Annotated in this window: 18 protein-coding genes; 12 read left to right on the top strand and 6 right to left on the bottom strand. The window is 43.3% G+C overall.

All coding sequences use genetic code 11. The features are described 5' to 3' along the window. Positions 1 to 15: 15 nt before the first annotated feature. Positions 16 to 3,018: a ComEC/Rec2 family competence protein gene (locus ACS8FD_RS01595; protein ID WP_439274124.1), complete on the bottom strand. Its 3,003-nt coding sequence runs from the start codon at positions 3,016 to 3,018 to the stop codon at positions 16 to 18. A gap of 325 nt (positions 3,019 to 3,343) precedes the next feature. On the opposite strand from ACS8FD_RS01595, the gene ACS8FD_RS01590 reads away from it, so the two are divergent. After that, entirely contained in the window at positions 3,344 to 3,919 is a 576-nt protein-coding gene (locus tag ACS8FD_RS01590; protein WP_439274123.1) for a DUF2062 domain-containing protein, read from the top strand. A gap of 22 nt (positions 3,920 to 3,941) precedes the next feature. Here ACS8FD_RS01590 and ACS8FD_RS01585 read toward each other — a convergent pair whose 3' ends face one another. The 3 genes from ACS8FD_RS01585 to ACS8FD_RS01575 all read right to left on the bottom strand — a co-directional run bounded on the left by ACS8FD_RS01585 (position 3,942) and on the right by ACS8FD_RS01575 (position 6,466). Next, on the bottom strand, positions 3,942 to 4,247 hold the full coding sequence (locus ACS8FD_RS01585) for a hypothetical protein (protein WP_439274122.1): 306 nt from the start codon (positions 4,245 to 4,247) through the stop codon (positions 3,942 to 3,944). Between the two features lie 150 nt (positions 4,248 to 4,397). Then, positions 4,398 to 5,078, bottom strand: a complete 681-nt coding sequence (lolD, locus tag ACS8FD_RS01580; protein WP_439274121.1) for a lipoprotein-releasing ABC transporter ATP-binding protein LolD — start codon at positions 5,076 to 5,078, stop codon at positions 4,398 to 4,400. 149 nt (positions 5,079 to 5,227) lie between these two features. Continuing rightward, positions 5,228 to 6,466, bottom strand: a complete 1,239-nt coding sequence (locus ACS8FD_RS01575) for a lipoprotein-releasing ABC transporter permease subunit (protein ID WP_439274120.1) — start codon at positions 6,464 to 6,466, stop codon at positions 5,228 to 5,230. A gap of 511 nt (positions 6,467 to 6,977) precedes the next feature. On the opposite strand from ACS8FD_RS01575, the gene ACS8FD_RS01570 reads away from it, so the two are divergent. Continuing rightward, entirely contained in the window at positions 6,978 to 7,940 is a 963-nt protein-coding gene (locus ACS8FD_RS01570) for a hypothetical protein (protein ID WP_439274119.1), read from the top strand. Positions 7,941 to 8,077: 137 nt separating this feature from the next. On the opposite strand, the gene ACS8FD_RS01565 is transcribed toward ACS8FD_RS01570, so the two are convergent. Continuing rightward, positions 8,078 to 8,467: an SCP2 sterol-binding domain-containing protein gene (locus tag ACS8FD_RS01565; protein ID WP_439274118.1), complete on the bottom strand. Its 390-nt coding sequence runs from the start codon at positions 8,465 to 8,467 to the stop codon at positions 8,078 to 8,080. Between the two features lie 1,009 nt (positions 8,468 to 9,476). On the opposite strand from ACS8FD_RS01565, the gene ccoN reads away from it, so the two are divergent. The 6 genes from ccoN to ACS8FD_RS01535 all read left to right on the top strand — a co-directional run bounded on the left by ccoN (position 9,477) and on the right by ACS8FD_RS01535 (position 15,369). Beyond that, complete coding sequence (gene ccoN, locus ACS8FD_RS01560; RefSeq protein ID WP_439274117.1) at positions 9,477 to 10,958, top strand: cytochrome-c oxidase, cbb3-type subunit I; 1,482 nt, start codon at positions 9,477 to 9,479, stop codon at positions 10,956 to 10,958. A 9-nt stretch (positions 10,959 to 10,967) separates the two neighbouring features. Then, entirely contained in the window at positions 10,968 to 11,606 is a 639-nt protein-coding gene (ccoO, locus tag ACS8FD_RS01555; protein WP_439274116.1) for a cytochrome-c oxidase, cbb3-type subunit II, read from the top strand. Beyond that, entirely contained in the window at positions 11,606 to 11,785 is a 180-nt protein-coding gene (locus ACS8FD_RS01550) for a cbb3-type cytochrome oxidase subunit 3 (protein WP_439274115.1), read from the top strand. The genes ccoO and ACS8FD_RS01550 overlap by 1 nt, the downstream gene beginning before the upstream one ends. Continuing rightward, entirely contained in the window at positions 11,785 to 12,924 is a 1,140-nt protein-coding gene (ccoP, locus tag ACS8FD_RS01545; protein ID WP_439274204.1) for a cytochrome-c oxidase, cbb3-type subunit III, read from the top strand. The genes ACS8FD_RS01550 and ccoP overlap by 1 nt, the downstream gene beginning before the upstream one ends. A gap of 292 nt (positions 12,925 to 13,216) precedes the next feature. Next, entirely contained in the window at positions 13,217 to 14,629 is a 1,413-nt protein-coding gene (gene ccoG, locus ACS8FD_RS01540) for a cytochrome c oxidase accessory protein CcoG (protein ID WP_439274114.1), read from the top strand. Positions 14,630 to 14,784: 155 nt separating this feature from the next. Next, the gene (locus tag ACS8FD_RS01535; RefSeq protein ID WP_439274113.1) at positions 14,785 to 15,369 is read left to right on the top strand and encodes a FixH family protein; all 585 of its coding nucleotides are present in this window, start codon (positions 14,785 to 14,787) and stop codon (positions 15,367 to 15,369) included. Positions 15,370 to 15,483: 114 nt separating this feature from the next. Here the strand turns inward: ACS8FD_RS01535 and ttcA are convergent, their stop codons facing one another. Continuing rightward, the gene (gene ttcA, locus ACS8FD_RS01530; protein WP_439274112.1) at positions 15,484 to 16,536 is read right to left on the bottom strand and encodes a tRNA 2-thiocytidine(32) synthetase TtcA; all 1,053 of its coding nucleotides are present in this window, start codon (positions 16,534 to 16,536) and stop codon (positions 15,484 to 15,486) included. 412 nt (positions 16,537 to 16,948) lie between these two features. Here ttcA and ACS8FD_RS01525 point away from each other — a divergent pair, with 412 nt between their 5' ends. The 4 genes from ACS8FD_RS01525 to ACS8FD_RS01510 all read left to right on the top strand — a co-directional run bounded on the left by ACS8FD_RS01525 (position 16,949) and on the right by ACS8FD_RS01510 (position 21,275). Further along, positions 16,949 to 17,278, top strand: coding sequence for a hypothetical protein (locus ACS8FD_RS01525; RefSeq protein WP_439274111.1), 330 nt, complete (start codon positions 16,949 to 16,951; stop codon positions 17,276 to 17,278). A 365-nt stretch (positions 17,279 to 17,643) separates the two neighbouring features. Further along, on the top strand, positions 17,644 to 18,144 hold the full coding sequence (locus ACS8FD_RS01520) for a peroxiredoxin (protein ID WP_439274110.1): 501 nt from the start codon (positions 17,644 to 17,646) through the stop codon (positions 18,142 to 18,144). A gap of 327 nt (positions 18,145 to 18,471) precedes the next feature. After that, on the top strand, positions 18,472 to 19,977 hold the full coding sequence (locus tag ACS8FD_RS01515) for a dihydrolipoyl dehydrogenase (RefSeq protein ID WP_439274109.1): 1,506 nt from the start codon (positions 18,472 to 18,474) through the stop codon (positions 19,975 to 19,977). 110 nt (positions 19,978 to 20,087) lie between these two features. Continuing rightward, positions 20,088 to 21,275 (top strand): mechanosensitive ion channel family protein, encoded by a 1,188-nt coding sequence (locus ACS8FD_RS01510; protein WP_439274108.1) that lies wholly within the window; start codon positions 20,088 to 20,090, stop codon positions 21,273 to 21,275. The last annotated feature ends 45 nt before the right edge of the window (positions 21,276 to 21,320 follow it).

Below are 21,320 nucleotides of genomic sequence, written 5' to 3'. Positions count from 1 at the left end.
AGCGAATTACTACAATCACTCATGAGCCTGAATGGTTAGCGCCACCTCCAAAGGTTCCTTATCATAAGTCAGTACTTGTCCAGCATGCTGCGTCCTTAACACCTCTGCCGATACCGCCGAGCTACTATGACTCAGCCAAGTCGTGGAGCTAAAATCTGTTTGGCTCATATCAAAATCTAAAGGCTCAGCCGCGCATAATAGGGACCACAACTGCCAACTGCGCTTATGAGTGGCGACATCGAGAATAAGTCGCGATAAAGCTGTCGCGTCGGTCTTACTATCATTCAAAACATCATCATTCAAAACAGATAACTTTTCATTATTGGCAATCGTTTGCACGCTAGCTTTAATAGGCTGCTGAGGGTTACTGGCATTATAATGCACGACGGTTATCGGCGACTGACTAGCGATAGCAAGACTACAATCCCAGACTCTAGTATCATCAATCGCGCTCCAACCAGTGAGCGCCTGCAGCCTTAACTGACCATTTAACGCTTGCCACTCTTGACCTTGCTGACAGTCTTGCGCACTGACAAGAGGGGCATCGCTTGTTACCGTTGGCGCACTTTGTAGCGCTTGCCAGCGCTCATGTTGCCCTGCTTGCCAATACTGCGCTGTGGGTAGCTTTTGGCTTAAGAGTGCTACGCTCAAAGGTAATAAAGATGCTCCTTGCAGAGCTAAATGTCGGTTACTGTCTGTAGGGTTAGAAGGGACATTATTAGTCATAGTGGCAGCGCTACTTTGTACAGTAATGCCGTCTAAATGTTTGATCGCCAAGGTGCGCAGCAGCTGCTCTAACCGTCCAGCTAATTTTTCAGCCGTCAGCGTACTTGGTCTATTGCGCTCACCTTGCGTTCTGTGATCGGCCAAGAACAGCCAACTTATCTTATCTTGACCTAATTCTTGGTTTAATGATGGTTTACTAGCTTTGCTTTGATCATCTGTGTCTTTATCATTCGGATAAATCAGTACCGCTGCCGTTATATAACGATCTCCTGTCGGCAGTATATAAAGTGTCGGCGCCTGCGAGAAAGACTGTTGATTACTATAAATCGTCATCAGCAAAAGCGTCAGCGGCACTGAAGAAAACCTGCGACTAATAACCCCTCGCGGTAGTAACCAAGGCAAGAGCATTAGCGCTGCCATCAGTAACATAGCAAAGTTGATTGGAGTGTATAACCAAGCGCTATTTAGCACAGGTAGCGTCGTCAGCCACTCGATCAGTTGATGTAAGTGACTGACGATAAAACTGACTAACGCCCAAATACTGTCAGCGATGCTTGGTAATAATAAATAGCACAGCCCAGCTAAAAGGTTCAGCGGCACAATAATCCAGCCAAATAAGCCAATCGCAAATAGGTTAATGACGAGCCCCCATAACGAAGCCTTGCCAAACAGCAGTAAAGTAATAGGGAGCAGCGCTATAAATAGCCACAACTGCAATCTAAAAACGCGCTTAAATAATAGCCAGCTCTTGTGCTGTCTTAAGCTTACTTTAAGAAAGACTTGCTTGTCTTTGTCTAGTTTTGCCATCTTTGTAGAAGAGGTAGGAAGGGACGCAGTAGCAGCTGAGGTTTGGTTTGCGATTGCGTCCTCATAGCTTAGCAGCAAGGCTACGGCAATAAATGACAGCCAATATCCGGCTTGCCACAACACATACGGATCGAGCCAAGCCATAATGATAGCTAATGCTAATAACACCCGCAAGGTACTGACAGGCACTAAGGTTAAGCGCACTAAGCCTATCGCTAATAACATCCAAGCAGTGCGCGCCGCTGGCACATCAAAGCCAGTAAATAACGCATAAATGAAAGCTGAGGCTATCATTACCCACCAGCGTACTTGCCAGCGCGGCAGCGTGCGATAAAGTGCTGGATAAAAGCGCTCGACTAAAAACACCACCATAGCAGCTAACATAATAGCCAAAAACAGCACATGAGTACCTGAAATCGCTAATAGATGCGAGATACCTGCTAGCTGATACAGATCTTTGGTTTCATGGTTGATTAAGCTACGATCGCCGGTAAGCAAACTTAAAGTCACCGCATCTGCTTGTTGTTCAGTAGCGGATTTAGTAGACCAGTCTTGATAAAAGTGTTGACGCAGTTGCAGACGCCAGCTATCAATAGTGATACGCATCCGCGACCAAAAAGAGATAGTATCAGTAGCTATACTAGCGGCACTCGCCGACTGATTAGGATAGCTATTAGGAATTGAGCTCAGCGTAATAATCGTCGCGGCCCCATCGATATGACGGGCACGTAGCCAGCGATAGCTATCAAAACCAGTCGGATTATTTAGCGCTTGCTCGGAGCTAGCTAATGGCGCGAGCGCCAAGGTCATCAATACGCGCTCGCCCGGCTGTAAGCTATTTAACCTGGCGACACTAGGATTATCTTTAGCCTTATTCGGGTACAAACTTAGCAATACCCGCCGATTTAATAACGCACTATTTGGTTGCCGGGTATCATTAACCGCACTCTCAGTACTTTTTTCAGCTAGTTGTTCAGCGCTAAGATCAGTGGTTAGCGGCACTATCTCGCTAAGAGTAGCGACCTGCCGGTAGCCGCTATTCAGCGCCGCGTCGTACACGCTATCACTAACCCCCTCGATAGTGACCCAAGCTTGCACTCGCGCAGACGCCGTTATTTTTGTACGCTCTAATTGCTGATGAGCAATGAGCGCTTGTAACAGGCTGCCGATGATTAAGGCCAGTGCCAACACTACTACGATCACATAGCGTAGCGGCCTAAACAAGCTGAGCATACGAGTGGTTAATAAAGCTGGCTTTGAGGCTAGTTTTGAGTGACTATTAATAGAAATGGTATTTGATAAAGGTAAGCTAATACGCTGCTTTAATAGGACTAATAGAGTCGTAATAACAATAAGTACACAAGGTAAAACCAGGCGATGGCTAGTGTCTAATAAACCTAAGCTTTGAGGCAAGGGAATAGCCGCTGCTATGGTTAATACGGCTGCCATAATGATGATTATTAGCGTGCCAATCCCCCAATACATTGACACTCCTCGCTCGCTAATGTGAGTTTGTTCTATTGTTAAGCATAGGGCATGTTGAATAGCGGTTTGTTATTTAAGCTTAGCGCTGACCATAGCATTCGTGCCTTGATTACCCTATACTATTTCATAATAAAATATTTATAATTAATAATGTATCGCTGTAAAAACACTTATCAAAAGCTTATCTATAAGCTTGAAGTCGCTATCTTCTAATCATAGCACTATTAATAATGATATACTTTTGTCTTAAAACATAATCGCCTACCGATTGGCTTGTTTTCTATTTTTTAGCAGCGGGCTGTAATTAACGACTAAAGGCAGGCTTGTGTCAAAAAAACGTCTGAAGAACCTACTTCCCACCCCTGAACAAATCCTACAGAGCCGCAGCTTAAAGTTTTTTGCGCCGCATTTGGGCGACCCTAGATTATGGCAGTTCAATCGCCACAGCTTAAATAAAGCCGTTTATATCGGTGTGCTTAGCGCTTTTTTTCCGCTACCCGGGCAGATGCTATTAGCCTTAATCGGCGCGCTTATTTTTCGCGCAAACGTCCCCATGGCGCTGGGTCTGACTTGGATCACTAACCCACTGACGACGCTACCTATTTTTTATGCTGGCTATTATATTGGCGCAAAGATTATTGATGTGCCGATGATTAGCTTACGGCTGATTGGTAGGATGATTGCTGATTTTAGTCTATGGGTATTATCAGACGGTGCCAACCCTTTTATTATTCATAGCGGCAAAGTATCGCTTACCGCGTTTTGTCTTGGGCTGACTATCTTAGCTGTTATTAGTAGTATTATCTGTGGCTTGACCTTTAAAGGTATTTGGCGTTATAAGACCGTCAGCAGTTGGCAAAAGCGTCAACGCCTGCCAACTGATAGACCGCCTAAACTTTAAGGCTATAAAGCGCCAAACGCCGCTAATTATTTTGATGCTCGTCCAACGCTTCAAGGATATTATCTTTAAAGTGACTGTCCATCACCTGCGTAGTAATGGCTTTGTCGTCTTTGGTTAAAATATATTGCTTACCTGTCGCTGTCTCTTGTACTTCTAAATAATAATCTACCCCAGCTAAAGTAATAGCATCAAAAATCGCGGTTAATTGCTCTTTTTGCGTCTCTCTATCGACTTGCTCAAATACTAAGGTGTCGATGTAAGGCAATAAAGGCTCCTCACCTTCTTCTGCACTTCCAAAAGCCGCGATTGGATCATCTCCCTTATCCATAGTGTCACTCCTCAAAAGTAAATAATAGCAAAACAATACTACCGATTTATGTTAAAAACAACGGCTACTATTTATTGCTATCGTAGCTTTTCTAGCGGCTAAGTTGCTGAGCACGTTAAACATGCCTTAACATCTTAATAAACTTGTATATTAGTAATTCTCCCAGTGACCATTGCGTAATAGCAGCTGACGATCCGCAAGCGCCGCTAAACTGCGATCATGAGTCACCATAAGTAGCGCTGTTTTCATCGTGCTTTGCAGCTCTGATAATAGCCCAAATACGCTTTGCGCATTATCATAATCTAAGTTGCCCGTGGGCTCATCAGCTAAAATCAGCGATGGCTTAGTCACTAGCGCGCGAGCAATAGCTACCCGCTGACGCTCGCCGCCAGATAACTCGCCGGGCCTATGCTCTAAACGATGACCTAAGCCCACATTTTCTAAGATTTCAATCGCTTGCTGACGGGCCTCAGTAGTCGATACCTTTGGGCGCATAAGTAGCGGCATAGCGACATTCTCGATAGCGGTAAACTCAGCTAAGAGATGATGAAATTGGTAAATAAAACCCAAATACTGATTACGCATCGCACCGCGCTCAGTCTCATTCATATGATTAAGACACTGACCATGTAGCCAAACCTCACCGCTAGTAGGCGTATCAAGACCGCCTAATAAGTGCAATAAAGTACTTTTGCCCGAACCACTTGTACCGACGATAGCCACACGCTCGCCGGCGTTAATATCGAGATCCAAACCCGTGAGTACTTGGGTGTGTACCGCTCCATCATCATAAATCTTGTTAATATTGCTTGCCTTCAAAATAGCTGACATAGCGCTTCCTTTATCCTTTAATGGCTTACAGTTGCTATATAGAGACTTATGTCACTACTATAGCGTCCGGTTTGTATCGTTATTGGTCTGCAAATCAAAACTATAACCTAGAGAATCAATAACCCTGTTATAGCTCCATACTGCTGTAATTACTCATAGCGTAACGTTTGCGCTGGCTGAATCTTAGCCGCTCGGCGCGCCGGATAAATGGTCGCCAAGAAGCTCAGGATAAACGAAGCACCGGTAATCAATACCACATCCGTTATACGCAGCTGTGAAGGCAGGTAATTGACAAAATAAGCATCAAATAAATTTAGGCCAAAAGCTTGATTAATAAAGCCTAAGATATCACTAACCGTCAGCGCAAATATCACCCCTAGTATCGTCCCGGCAACCGTACCGATAACGCCAATCACTACTCCCTGCACCATAAATACTTGCGTAATCAGGCGCGGCGAGGCTCCAAAGGTTTTCAAAATAGCAATATCAGCTTTTTTGTCTGTCACTAGCATCACCAAGCTTGAAACGATGTTAAAAGCCGCTACCAAAATAATCAAAAACAGCAGTAAGCCGACCATAGCTTTCTCCATTTGGATAGCGCCAAACAAGTTGCCATGGGTTTGGGTCCAATCACTAGGATAAAGCTGAGGCGGAGCGATGCTAGCCGCTTTTTGCGCGGCAGCAGGCGCTTGGAAGATATCGTCAAGTTTTAAGCGAATACCTTGTGCGCCATCTGGTAGCCGTAGCAATTTTGCTGCATCATTCATCGGAATAAAGGCCGCTAACGTGTTGACGTCCGGGCTAATATTGAAAACACCGGTCAAAGTAAAGCGCTTAAACCTAGGAATGACGCCTGCTGGTGATGGCGAGGCTTCTGGCAGCACCAAAGTGACTTTATCACCGATATTGAGACCGAGCGATTGCACCATCTCTTCCCCAAGAACGATATTGAAATCGCCACTTTGTAGGGTATCAATACTCCCCTCCACCATATGATTATTGATAATCGAGACATTTTTTTCATATTCAGGCTCGATACCCGTAACCATAATACCAGCCACTTGACCGTTCGCTGTTAGCATCCCTTGTAGTTGGATAAAGGGTGCTACCGCTGCCACTTCTGGATCTTCAGCCTTGATGCGTTTGGCTAATGGCTGCCAATCACTAATCACCTCGGCTGAAGTGACGGTCGCTTGCGGCACCATACCAAGTATTCGGGTTTTTAACTCTCGATCAAAGCCATTCATCACTGATAGTACCGTGATAAGGACGGCTACCCCTAAGGTCAAACCTATCATGGAGATTAGAGATATAAAGGAGATAAAGCGGTTACTGCGCTCGGCTCGGGTGTAACGCAAGCCAATAAATAATGCTAAAGGACGAAACATAGTCAAACTCTTTATCTTATTTATATGCATCTTTATATCGTGACGACTCCCTCAAGCGAATAAGGCGAATAGGGCGAATAAAGCTTTGTAGCCAAATAAACAGGCATATAAATAGGGTTCTAGACAGATCTGATTGTTATTTAACCGACCATCATCCTGATAGGTTAACAAGACTGCCAAAAAAAGGGGATAGTTTGACACAATTTTATGAATATGTGCCAATGATTAGCATAAACTAATGGGGTTTTTTGGCAAACTCGCGTTGTTTGCGATTATTTTTTAGGAGGGGCTTGCTATTGTTTGCCATCATACCTATATATTGTATGCTAAAGACAAATGTCATTAACCCATCATTGTGGTATGACGGATAGCTTGACGACATCGCAGCACGCTGAGGCTGATAATAACTAGATACTATTAATTATTAATATATTATGCTTGCTTAGCTGCATTGAATACGACTTAGCGCTCACTATCCAACCTTACCGCTGATTTAAGTTTGAGTATCCTCATGACCATTAATTATCATTATAAAAACGTACAAGCCCCTACCAAGATCACCTTATCCGACGAACAAACTGCTGGTCATGCTGATCATTGGCGTATATTGACTGATGACATGAGTCAGGATGTGCCCGAATGGTTACAGCAAATGATTGAGCATGCGGCTATTCCTAAAGGCCTCAATAGCAACGTCAGTGCGACAGACAGCTGTCTATTATTGTCTGAAGATCAACCCTGCCACATCAATCAAGTTTTGGCTATGAAAGAGGGCCGTCCTGAGCGTTTCATCAACGCCTACCCTTGCGTCGATAGCCCCTATGGAATGACCTGCAAAATTGAGCGTATTATCGCTAACGACAATTCTCATGATGCCGTACTACGCTTACGCAGTGCTGACGGCAGTATTATTTATGCGTTTGATCAACTCTACACTGCCAACCGTCATCAATACCAGCAAGGCACCTCTTACTTTGTGAATCTTAGCGCTTGGGCGCATGAGATCTCGATCAGCGAACAAAACGAGGTGATTAAAGTCGAAGATGAGGAAGCCATTCGCTATCATCGCGCTTTTAATGACATCGTCGCCGCCAATGATGGAAAAATCCCTGACGATCTGCAGCAGCAAATTGCAGAGTGGCAACCTGAGACTAAAGAGCAGATGGCACCGGTCGAGATTAACCTAGGTCACATGTGCGCTTATCTGTTCGGCGATACCTTGGGCCAAGAGGATGAAGCTTGGTGTCAAGGACAAGTGCTAGGCAAGCAACAAACGGTCTTTAACGGTAAGCCTATTATTTTGTTTGATGTCGTGATCTTGCGTGAACAAGACGCCGAGCCTTTTGTCGTCCGTATTGGCGCTTGTGAGACCGATGAGACGCGAGCAATTGCAGTGCACGACTATGTGCAAGCAAATATCTGGCTACAAGCGGCTATTTACAAAGAAAACCAGCAAGAACAAGCGGCTAGCTAAACAAATAATATTAATACTGACTAATAAAAAGGCCCCAAACGTGATGTTTGGGGCCTTTTTGCTCACTTAGACTTATATCTTTATAAGGTTCTGGCTAGAATGTATCCTCATTATCGATTGACACACTCTAAGAAAAACTAAGCTAGCGTCGTCATTGACTTAATATCTTTAAACAGTGCCTTTTGCTCATCGCTTGGACGAGCCGTTTGTAGTGCCATTAATTGCGACATATCACCTTCAACGCGAATTTTACCACTCATAAAGGCACCCATAATCTCGTTCATATCGAAATCAGTGATGATCGATTGCAGAGTTTTATTATCAAGCAATAGCGTTGTTGTTGCTTCAGAATTTAAACCTTTGTGCAGTAGGCCATTGGCGAAGTTACTTTCAATCACTTCGTCACCGTCCGTGACTTTTAAGTTGATAACCATATTCTCCAATGCAGGAGGAAGGTTTAGCTCACCGGCTTCATTACCCATTTTCTCTACTTGTTCAAACCAGGTATCCGTTAAAAAAACAGCCATATTATTATCCTTAGTGAATACTTATTATTGATACTTATTATATTTATCTTATCCTCGGTGTCATTAGTTAGGGTTATCATCGTACTTATCTGATCCTCAACCTTGGCATCGAATTTATAAAATAGACATTGATATAAACAGCGTCTATACAAGTATATTGAATTGTAGTCATTGTCATAAAACTATTTATACGGCTTTATTATAAGGGTGAGCCCGACTATAAGTAAAACCTAATATCACCCTTGATTGCCAAATAGTAACAAAATTTATCGCTTGGCTTTTAATTAGCAGCTTTTGTTTACGGCCTCAGTCACAGACGAGCAATATTCAATACTTATCGCTATTCTTATCCATACTAATCAGGTAGCGTCTGTATGAGCCAAATAGACCTGATATTCACTAAGGGGCCCCTCTGTTTTATCTTTCAAGAGCCTATTAGGATAAGTTGCCCGATAAATTATTTACCAAAGAGTTTGTATTTTGGCGCAGGAGTTTGATGATATTTGATTAAGATTGCGTTACAATACCCTTAAACAGAGTCGGGAGTTTTAACTAAACGTTACCTGAGCGTGTTTTTTGTCAGCAGCCGCTAGCATATATCTGTTTTTTATCAGCTTATGAGACAGATAGATGTCTGCTTGTATTTCAGTCTATACTCGGTTAACCATTATCCAGTCGGTATTTAGTAGCCTAGTAACTGCGGCCCGGTAATTAAGGTCTGAGTATGACAGTGTTTTACTAACTTTAACGATATATTAATCATCCTTACTTTGCTTAATTGTGTTATTGGCCTTAATGGCCGCTTTACCGCTCAGTCAACGCTGAGATAGCAAAAGTCTGGCTCACTAGTTAATACACCGTTACAGTGATAGATAAGTCTGACAGCAGCATGCACCGCAATCCCTATCTATTTGATAGCATCGCTTTTTAATCTTGCTTTGTTATCTTATGGATATCGCAAAGCTTTAGTTAATTCTGTTGATAATTTAGGCTGTAAAGGAATCATCCAATGAGTTTACAAAACACAGCAGTCGCCCCTATAGACCGCGAGTATGAGATCACTGTCGTAAGATTCTTTACGATTATGGCCGTCATTTGGGGCATCGTCGGCATGAGTATCGGTGTTTTCATTGCCTCACAATTGGCGTGGCCAGCACTTAACTTTGACATTCCATGGTTGACATTTAGTCGTCTAAGACCACTGCATACTAACGCGGTCATCTTTGCGTTCGGTGGCTGTGCCCTGTTCGCAACCTCTTACTATATCGTACAGCGTACCTGTAAGACGCGATTGTTCGCCCCTTATTTAGCTTGGTTTACCTTTTGGGGTTGGCAGGCGGTTATCGTCTCAGCAGTCATTACACTGCCGCTAGGGTTAACGTCGACTAAAGAGTATGCTGAGCTTGAGTGGCCTATTGATATCTTGATTGCTTTAGTATGGATATCCTATGCTATCGTTTTCTTTGGTACTTTGATCAAACGAAAGACCTCACATATCTATGTCGCTAACTGGTTCTTTGCTGCCTTTATTATTACGATTGCCTTACTACACATCGTCAACAGTATGGCGATTCCTGTTAGTGCGTTCAAATCTTACTCACTATTTGGCGGTGCGACCGATGCTATGGTGCAGTGGTGGTATGGGCATAATGCGGTTGGTTTTTATCTGACAGCAGCGTTCCTTGGGATGATGTATTACTTTGTTCCGGTACAGATTGGTCGCCCGATCTATTCTTACCGCCTATCTATCGTGCATTTTTGGGCTTTGATTGCCTCATATATGTGGGCCGGTGGTCACCATTTGCATTATTCAGCGCTACCAGATTGGACGCAGTCGCTAGCGATGGTGTTCTCTATTATTCTATTCGCTCCTTCTTGGGGTGGTATGATTAACGGTGTTCTCACCTTATCAGGTAGCTGGGACAAGCTGCGGACTGACCCTATTATTCGCTTTATGATTGTGGCCTTATCCTTCTATGCGATGTCGACATTCGAAGGGCCGATGATGTCTATTAAAACGGTCAACGCGCTATCACACAACACTGACTGGACGGTAGGTCACGTTCACTCAGGAGCCCTCGGCTGGGTCGGTTTGATTACTATTGGTTCAATATATGTCATGCTACCGCGTATTTATAATAAACCAAAAATGTATTCGGTCAGCCTGATCACTACTCACTTTTGGTTGGCGACAGCGGGTACTATTTTCTATATCGTCTCAATGTGGATCTCAGGTATTGGGCAAGGCATGATGTGGCTGGCAACAAATCCTGATGGTACTTTGGTATACAGCTTTGTAGATACAGTTGAGTTCTCGCATTTCCCTTACATAGGCCGTGCCTTTGGCGGTCTGTTATATGTATCGGGTATGTTTGTGATGGCTTATAACGTCTATCGTACTATTCAGATGCCTGAAGGAAAGCCGGTTGATATCGCTGATCCAACAGATCATGAACCTAGTGTTGACCAAACTTCGACAGCTAAAGTATAAGGAGCGATCATGGCTGGTACACCGCATGAAATTATTGAAAAAAATACAGGCTTATTGGTCATCTTTATCGTTATCGCTATTAGCTTTGCAACGCTAGTCGAAATTGTACCGCTAATCTATGATAACAAGAATCCAGAGGATGGCGGGGTTAATACACCGCTCCCTGCTATGGAGCCGTGGACGGCGCTTGAGTTTGAAGGCCGCGACATTTATATCCGTGAAGGCTGTCACGTTTGTCATACGCAAATGGTGCGCCCTTTGCGTGCTGAAGTTGAGCGTTATGGTCCCTACTCTCGTGCTGCAGAATCGACGTGGGATCACCCGTTCTTATGGGGATCGAAACGTACTGGTCCTGATCTAGCACGGGTTGGTGGCCGCTACTCAGAAGATTGGCAGAAGCAGCATTTAATCGCGCCAAGATCCTTAGTTCCTGAGTCAGTCATGCCTGGTTTCCCATGGCTTGCGACTAATGAAGTGGACGGCGTTAAGGTGCAAGCTAAAATGCGCCTATTCCGTGACCGTTTTGGGGTCCCCTACACTGAAGAAGATATCGAAGGCGCACCTGATGTCGTGCTTGGTGCTACTGAACTTGACGCTCTAGTAGCTTATTTACAGCAGCTAGGCACAGCGATGGAAGGACAGCGCTAATGGGTATTGGTGAATTACAAACAATTGCAACTGTTGCTGCCTTCATCGCCTTTATTGGCGTTGCCTGGTGGGCTTATTCGCCAAAAAACAAAAAACGCTTCGAAGAAGATGCACAACTTGCGCTTGATGACGATCTCCGTGATGATTCGTCTGATGAGCAGCGCAATAAGGATAAATGATGACATTCTTTTGGAGTTCTTGGATTACCATATTAAGTATTATGTGTTGGGCGGGTATTCTCGGTGTTTTACTAATGGTTTTAAAATATAAGCCAGAAGTAGAAGAAGACGGTACTACTGGGCATAGCTATGATGGTATTCAAGAATATGATAAACCGCTACCGAAGTGGTGGCTAGTTATATTCTTTGGTTCAATTGTTTGGGCAATAGCTTATTGGATTTTCTTCCCCGCTATTTTGCCAAAACACTGGGACGGTATAGCTACGGTAGAAGTCGATGGCGAAACTGTGCCTTGGACCTCGCATAATGAGTTAGCTAGTGAGCTTGAAGCTAACGACAAGATATTTACCGATAACTTTGAGCAAAGCATTCTAGCTAGAGCTGACGCGAGTGATGCGACAGCAATCTTGGACGAGCTCAGTAGCTTACAAACGACATTGCGTCGTAGTGAAGAGCCGCCTGCAGACTTGCAAACAAAGATAGATGAAAAAGTTGCTGCTCTATCCCCTGCAGTTGAAAAGCTATCGCAAGATCCGAATGCATTAAAAGTAGGTAGTCGCTTGTTTTTACAGAACTGTTCCGTCTGCCATGGCTCTAATGCTAAAGGCGCGACAGGCTATCCTAACTTGACCGATAATGCCTGGTTATATGGTGGCGAGGCAGACCATATCTTGACAACTTTACATAAAGGTCGTGTTGGCGGTATGCCAGCTTGGCGTGATCAGATCGGTGAAGATGGCGTTCGCGCTGCTTCAGAGTATGTCTTATCTTTATCACCCAAAAAGGGTAGCGAAGCCAATAGTCCATTAGATCAAACTATGGTCAAACAAGGTGAAGCAATCTTTACTCAAAACTGTGCACTATGTCATGGTCCAGAGGGTAAAGGCATGATTTCAGCTGGCGCGCCAGACTTAACCGATGATATTTGGTTATACGGCGGTGAACGTGAGACAGTACGAGATACTCTACGTTATGGCCGTGCCGGTGTGATGCCTGAGTGGGAGACTAAGTTAGGAAATGAGCGTATTATGCTTCTAGCCGCTTATGTCTACTCGCTTTCGGATAGATCTGCTGTTAACACTAATACAAGTAATATGACAACGGCTAACACCGCATCAGCTACAACTAGCGATAATTAAGCTAGTCGAAAAACAAGTTTAGAAATAATAGCATTTTACTAAAGGAGGACTGTCAATGCAGTTCTCCTTTTTTAGTTAGCAGTCCACTACTTTTTATGACTCAAGCGCTCCCAGCGCCTTAATATTATAGCTTTATGCATATTGCTATTTGGGATTATAACCCCATTTATATTAAGGAAAATGTTAAAATAGCCGTCTATAAAGACTCGTTTTTTCCTTAGATTATGGCAACATTTTCTGTAGCGTCTAACCAGACTGCAAATTGATTCTTTTTTTTAAAAGAGGCAAGTTTATGTCAGCTCCACAACCAAATAAAATCCCTGTACAACAGATAGATCTCGATGCAACTAAACACCGAGTGCACCCCCGTTTTGTAACGGGGTTTTATCAAAATATTCGCGTCATTAGTATGTATTTCTTCTTAGCGTTGTTTTTGCTGTTGCCGTGGCTACGTTATGATGGCAGGCAGGCTATTTGGTTCGATGTACCCTCGCAGCATTATTACATCTTTGGTATGACATTTTTGACCCAAGATTTTTATTTTATTGCCGCTTTTGCTCTTATCGCTGCCTTTACTTTATTTGTGGTGACCGTTTATGCAGGGCGAGTATGGTGTGGCTATGCCTGTCCGCAAACCATTTGGACACATATGTTCCAGTATGTGGAAAAACTAGTGATCGGTGATCGCAACAAGCGTATCAAATTTGATAAGTCGCCAATGGGGTTACAAAAAATCTTTAAGCGCTCGCTGATTTATTTTATCTGGTTTGTGTTTTCGATGATTACTGCGACCACTTTTGTCAGCTACGTGTCTGGTACGGAAGCCATATATCAAAGTTGGCAAATGGTAGGGTTTATCCCTTTTCCTGATTGGCCAACATGGATATGGGTGTCGGTATTTATCTTTGCTTTCTCAACTTATGCCAACGCCGGCTACATGCGCGAGCAGATGTGTATTCAGATCTGTCCTTATGGTCGCTTCCAAAGCGTCATGTTTGATAAAGACACTCTGATCGTCTCTTATGATTATGATCGCGGCGAGCCTCGCGGTGCACGCAAAAAAGGCACGCATCCTGATGATTTAGGCGATTGTATCGAGTGTCAGATGTGTGTTCAGGTCTGTCCTACAGGTATCGATATTCGTGATGGTCTGCAAGTCGCTTGTATTCAGTGCGCCGCTTGTGTCGATGCGTGTAATGATATTATGGATAAGGTTGGCTATCCGCGTGGGCTTATCCGCTACACAACTGAGCGGCAGCTGGCTGAAAAAGAGCCTAGCCGTATATTGCGCCCGCGTTTATTTGCTTACTTAGCTCTGTTAACGATATTATGTGGTGGGCTTATATTTGCATTAACGGATCGCGTGCCATTAGAGATTGATATACGCCGTGACCGTAATCAGCTCTCATCGCTGAACCAACAAGGCATGATCGAGAACAGCTATGTGGTGAAACTCACCAATAAAACGCAAGATGAGCATACTTACAAAATTACTTTAGAGCCTGAAGATGGTTTAAGCTTACAGCTACGCTTCAATGATGTACCGCTAGTTGCTGGTGAAAGCTTCGATATGTCAGTTAGTATTTATGGAGATCCAGAAGTTGTCGAACCAGGACAAACACTTGTGACGCTAAATGTCGAGAGCGAAGATGGTCAATATAAAGTCAGTAAAGATAACGTCTTTACCACTCAAGGTCAGTTGTAGCCGATAATGGTTAGGCGCTTATCACGATGCGATTAGAATAACGTGATGACTTTTTTGCTTAATTTCGCTTGATGCCTTGTGTTTGATAAGGGGTTCTTATCTTACGTAGGACATTTGGCTTATGTATTAAACGCTATTTTATTAATAGGTATTTTATGTCTACTTCCTCATCGAACTTTAAACATCAAGACAGTCAGCCGTGGTACAAAAACTACATGGTGATTATCTTTGTGATTGGTCTACCGGCGTTTGTGGTAGTGGCTTGTATTTTCTTCGTGTATTACTCTTATCAAATCCGTGATAGCGTGGTGCGTGATGACTGGTATATGGATGGCAAGACTCTCTATCACGATGTCTCACGTGACAAGCTCACTTACGATCTAGATTTGCATGGAAAAATGCAGTTTTCAGAAGCGGGCGATATTACCTTTTATCTTAATTACCCTGAGCAAAGCCTACAATCAGGGACTTTATTAAACGGTGAGCCAGTTACTTACCCTGATACCCTTAACTTATCCATCTCCCATGCCACTGACATCAAAAAAGATCGGGATGTCGTACTGCAACACCAAAGCGCTAATAAATATACAGCTCAAGCGGATATCGATCCTTTAAAAGCTAAATACTATCTACAAGTCAGTAATGAAGGCGATGATGATTGGCGCATGCAAGATGTGGCAAAACTGCCACGTACCGAGGTTAGTTTCGATCCGCTACCTGTATTTGAGAAAGACTCCTAGCCTGCTTGCTTTATTAGATCTTTTAAAGACCATATCAGATCTTTTAATACTCATTAAAAAACCAGCTACTCCATAAGAATAGCTGGTTTTTTTGTTATTAGCGTGATCTTTAGATTAAAGCAATGGATTGATAGTAGGTATTTTTGTGCTTTGCTGGCTGTTATTTATCGCCGTTACCGAATGCTCTGTATCCAAACCGTTAGCACCAAAAGCTTGCTTTTTAGGCTCAGTGGGCAAACCCATCTCATCAAGACTGCCTTGCTGTCCGACTTGGATATTATTCCCTTCGAATAGGCGCTCGCTATTATCACGCTCGGTCGTTAACGTTTCAAAATCGAATAACTCGCGATCGGCTAATTGTGACGGCGCTACGTTTTGCATGGCTTTGAAAATAGAAGCCAAGCGCTGCGGATGGGCGTCATCCCATTCGCGTAGCATGTCGTTTATGACCGCGCGTTGCAGGTTGGTTTGACTGCCGCATAAATTACAAGGAATAATCGGGAATTGCTTTAGGGCAGCATAGTCGATGATATCTTTTTCTTGTACATAAGCTAGCGGCCGGATTAAAATATTTTGTTTATCATCGCTGAGTAGCTTTGGCGGCATAGATTTTAGCGCGCCGCCATGAAATAGGTTCAAAAAGAAAGTCGCGAGCATATCATCGCGATGATGACCCAAAGCAATTTTGGTTGCGCCAATTTGTTTGGCAAAGCCATAGAGCGAGCCCCGACGTAAGCGCGAACATGCCGAGCAATAAGTCTTACCTTCAGGGATCACGCTTTTGACGATACTATAAGTGTCCTTTTCTAAGATATAATGCGCTATCCCTTGCTCATTGAGATAATTGGGCAACACCTCTTCTGGGTACCCCGGCTGCTTTTGATCCAAATTAACTGCGACAATATCAAAATGAATCGGCGCGACACGCTTTAGCAGCAACAAAATATCGAGCAAAGTATAGCTATCCTTTCCGCCCGAGACACAAACCATGACTACATCGCCCTCTTCGATCATATTGAAATCTTGAATCGCTAAAGACACTTGCCTGCGTAGCTTTTTCTGTAATTTTTTCAAGGTAGCGGATTGAATAGCATCTGACTCATTGTCGTTAGTAGTAACGTCCAGTTGAGACTCAAAATTGGGAGTGAATAAAGTAGCGGTGTTCATAAAAGACTCAATATTTGGGTAATACAAAATCGGCAACTAAGGCTCAGGTTGACAAGCTTTAAGTAGCGTTAAACCTTTATAGTCTGCCGTTAATAATAGCCGCATTATAGCAAACCTTACGAATAAATTTATTAGCAACAACTCTTAATTTTATTAAGATAGTGAGCTTATTGCATTTTAGGTATTGCTACCGATAAACGTCCTATGAGCTCTAAAGATAAAAGCGTAACAATTTCTTGCATCATTGCAGCATGTTTGTGGTTTTATTTATGGACTATAATTGCTATGGTAGGGCACAAATAGCTAATACCCAATCGACCACTGCGCCTTTGCTCTATGATTGGCTAATGGTTTATTGAATTATTATGGTTTATTGATTTATTTTTACTGACTGATCTGTAAGAGGATACTTATGAAGCTGTTACGCATTCTACCTTTGGCGCTGCTAGGACTCGTTGTTATGCCACAAGCAAACGCTACTGATATTAAAAGAGACAATATTAATCAATGTATTAATGGCGCAGTTAAATATAAAGTTGCTGATAAGAATACCGCGTCTAAGCTGTGTAACTGCACTATTGATGTTCGTAGTAGAATGACTATCGGTCAGATGTGGGAGATTGAGAGTTACGCGCAAGACAAAAAAGACCCTTCTGGATTGCCTTATGTGCAAACGATGCAGCGAGACTTGCAGCAATGTACTGAAGGTTTAGACTTAAAGCAGCCACAAAAGCCGTCTTAACACAAACTATGTTAATCAGAGCAGCGATAGCTTTGTCACAGCTTTTGCTTTATTAGATCTGTATTAGAAGTAACGAGATAAGACTGGCTGTTGTCAGTCTTTTTTTGTTTGTGAGTTGCCAATAAACATGCAAAGTGTAAAACTGAGCTTTGATGACTGCCTATAGTTAGTTAACCCACAATAAAAACGATAGAGTGCGGTTGGGATGTTTACTTTTATAATCTAAGTTATGCCGCATCGAAAGATAACAGCACGCTAGGAATATTTATAACAACTGCACGATAACATCAGCGTATCGATTTTATTCCGTACTGACTATACTACTATTTGCAAATTTGAAAACCTCTACAAAAAAGGATTCTATTATGGCTAAGCCCACGACCGAAAACATTGCCCTACCTGATTTTCCAGTGACGCTCGTACGCGAACTAGATGGAAACTTCATTGAAGAGGATATTAGTTTACAACAGCTAGTAGCGAACAGACAAAAAGGCTTGATCCTCTATTTCTACCCTAAAGACAATACACCTGGCTGTACCACTCAAGCCACAGACTTCACCGCACACTTGCACGATTTCGATGACTTGGGTTACGACATTATTGGTGTCTCCCGTGACAGCGTTCAGTCCCATAAGAACTTTATCGAAAAGCACGACTTACAAATTCCGCTAATCAGTGACAGTGATGAGCAGTTATGCCAATATTTTGAGGTGATCAAAGAAAAAAACATGTATGGCAAAAAAACCATCGGTTTGGTGCGCTCCGCTTTTATATTCAATAGCGAAGGTATGCTCACCCATGCTCAGCGTAACCTGCGTGCTAAAGGCTATGCTGAACGCGTATTGACCCTGTTAGCGCCTAAATAAACGGTTGGCGCTTGAATAAATAAGCTTCTGATAACCTAGCGCTGCATTTGCTAACACCCATATTTAGTGGACGCTGATACTATAACTTTGTTAATTAAACATTTTTGCAACAGCTCGCTACGCTTATCCTGCTGCGCTTTTATACAGATTCACTTACCCTAGCGACTAATCATTGCGTATGATTCATTGGCGTTGCGGTGAGCTGGCGAATAAAGATTAAACCTGATTAATAAAGTCTACAGCAAAGCGATTCAAAAAGTCGCTCTCAAATGACTTATGACAATGACAGCATTATTAAATTATAGTTATCAAAAATAGGGACACGTTATGAACCAACCGTCTGAAAACCTCGATGATAAACAGTCTAAACAAAAATCCAATAGTGTCACGCGTAGCGTTTCAGTCGCCGTTATTGGCGCAGGTACCGCAGGGCAAAACGCCTTTCGCCAAGCGAGTAAAATTAAGAAAGATATCGTGATCATTAACGAGGGTTTTTGGACCACGACTTGTGTTACGGTAGGCTGTATGCCAAGTAAGCTGCTCATCGCCGCCGCTGATCGCGCCCATGAAGCCAAATACTCAGAAGAGTTTGGTATTCATAGCGAAGTGACCATCAATGGCAGACAAGTCATGGCTCGAGTACAAGCAGAACGCAGCCATTTTGAGAGCTATATCGAAAAACAAGTCGAGAGCTGGCCAAACGATAAGAAGATAGCTGGTAAGGCGCATATCAATGAAAATGGCCTGATCGAAGTCAATGAAGAGATTATTCAAGCCGAGAAAATCATCATTGCTACTGGTAGCTCGCCTTTTATTCCTGATGACTGGCGCGAAAAACTAGGCGAAACGCTCCTTACTTCTGACACTGTTTTTGATTTGCCTGACTTACCTGAGTCTGTTGCGGTGATTGGTACGGGCTCTGTGGGCTTGGAGCTGGCGCAAGCTTTTTCGCGTTTGGGAGTCGCTGTGACGGCGTTCAACCGTGAAAATCGCGTCGCTGGTCTAAAAGATACCGACATTAACGCCAAAGCCATCGACTGTTTGAGTGAAGATTTGACCATGCACCTCAAAAGCACTATTAATGAGATAGGTCACAAGATCGACACCGATGGTAAGACAGCGGCTTTTATTGAGTACACAGATAAAGACGGCAACGAGGGGCACTGGCAGGGTGAACGGGTGTTAGTCGCTACTGGTCGACGTAATAACATTAAGCAGTTGGGTGTGGAAAATTTAGGAGTTGAGCTTGACGAAAAAAACCGTCCAAAAAACCTAGATAAACATACCGGTCAGATAGGTGATCTAAATGTCTACATCGTGGGTGATGCCAACGCGAATATTCCACTTTTACATGTCGCTAGTGATGAAGGCTATAGCGCTGGCAGTATCGTTTGTGATCAAAATACCGATGCTTATATTCGTCCGGTAGCGATTCCTTTTTCTATCGTGTTTACCTCCCCACAAATCGTCAATGTCGGTATGTCACAGCAAGAGATTGAAGACGATCCAGATTTAGAGTACGTGATTGGTAAAGTCAGCTTCGATAACCAAGGACGTAGTCGTATTATGGGCGTCAATTGCGGCTTGCTGCATATTTATGGCTGTAAAGAGACAGACAGGGTGTTAGGCGCGAGTATGGTCGGCCCAGATGCTGAATATATTGGTCATATCTTAGCCACCGCTATAACGAATGATATCTGTGTGAAACAGCTTCTTGATACGCCTTTTTATCATCCTACTATCCTCGAAGGACTGCGTACAGCGTTACGAGATGTGCAACACAAAATGGCTATCCCTTATCAGTCGCTCGACACGCAAGAAGATGGTTTTTAGAGCGCGGTTAAGATACACTTTTAGGATAGTGGTTTGGTTTCAGTCGTCTTTTAAAACAGCGTTTTTGACGTTAGACTAACCTTTATTAACACACTCACATGGACAATAAGATGGCCATCGCTAGCATTACTGATTTTTTTCAAGAAATCATTCGTGATTTGCATGCCAGCCTTTATCTGGCATTGGGTGGCTCAATAGAAGAAGATAATTTAGATTGGTCGTTATATGCTGTAGAGCTCGCTAGTACTGCTATTAAGATACTTATACTGCTAGCCATCATAGGGTTTCTTTATTGGTTAGCGATTTATGTGATCAAAAAAAACAGTACTCGCTTGCATATAAACGAGCGGCGCACCAAAATTGCGCGCTCGGTGCTGCGCTATATCTGGATAGTAGCAAGCCTTATTGCTATTATGAGTCAAATTAACTTTGAGCCTGAGACAGTCAAGGCAACTGCTAAAGCTTGCATTTGGGCGGGCATCTACTATGTCCTTTGGACCTCTTCCGGACAGATTATCCATAAAGTACTGCAGCATTATGGCTTAAACGCCTCGATTGAACAGCTTCTCAAAAACATTCTCTCAGTCATTTTATTGGTGCTGGGCCTTGCCAGCGTCATGGCGCAGTTTGGCTTTGATATTGTCTCTTTAGTAGCCGGTTTAGGTATTGCTGGGTTGGCCGTAGGTTTTGCCGCGCAGTCCACACTTGCTAATTTTATTGCTGGTATTACAATTTTGCTTGAACAGTCCTTTCAAGTAGGCGACTGGGTCAATATCAATGGTAATGAAGGCCGCGTGGTGGTCATTGCCCTACGTACCACCCATGTACTCACCCGCGACAACATCACCGTTATCATACCCAACTCCAATGTGGCCTCCTCCGAGGTCACTAATATCACCTCCAAAAACTTTATACGCTTTGATATTCGCATGCGTATCGCTTTTGAAGATGATGTTGACAAGGCAAGGACAGAAATTTTACAGGTGCTAAAAGATACCGAAGTAGTGCTAAATCGTCCTGAAGTCTCAGCTACCGTAGATGAAATTGGGGAATACGGCGTATTTTTTATTATCCGCTTTTGGGTCAAGCCTGCCTCTGTCGCTCGTATGCCAAAGATAAAAGAAGGTCTACAAGAAGATATCAAGCGCGCTTTTGATGCCGCCAATATCTCAACCCCCTACCCGCATATGCGTCTGCTGATGCCAAAGGATGTCGATTATCCTATTGCGACTAAGCCTTTTGAAACGACGACGCATCTGGTCTCAGATGAGATAGCTCTAACTAAGAATAATAATTAGATCGTGTTGATACTGCTATAGCATTGAGCGCTGTGGTCATTGAAC

This window comes from Psychrobacter sp. 1U2 (assembly GCF_051847575.1).
Note: the sequence above shows the minus strand (reverse complement) of the source record. Positions and strands in the feature narration are given on the sequence as shown.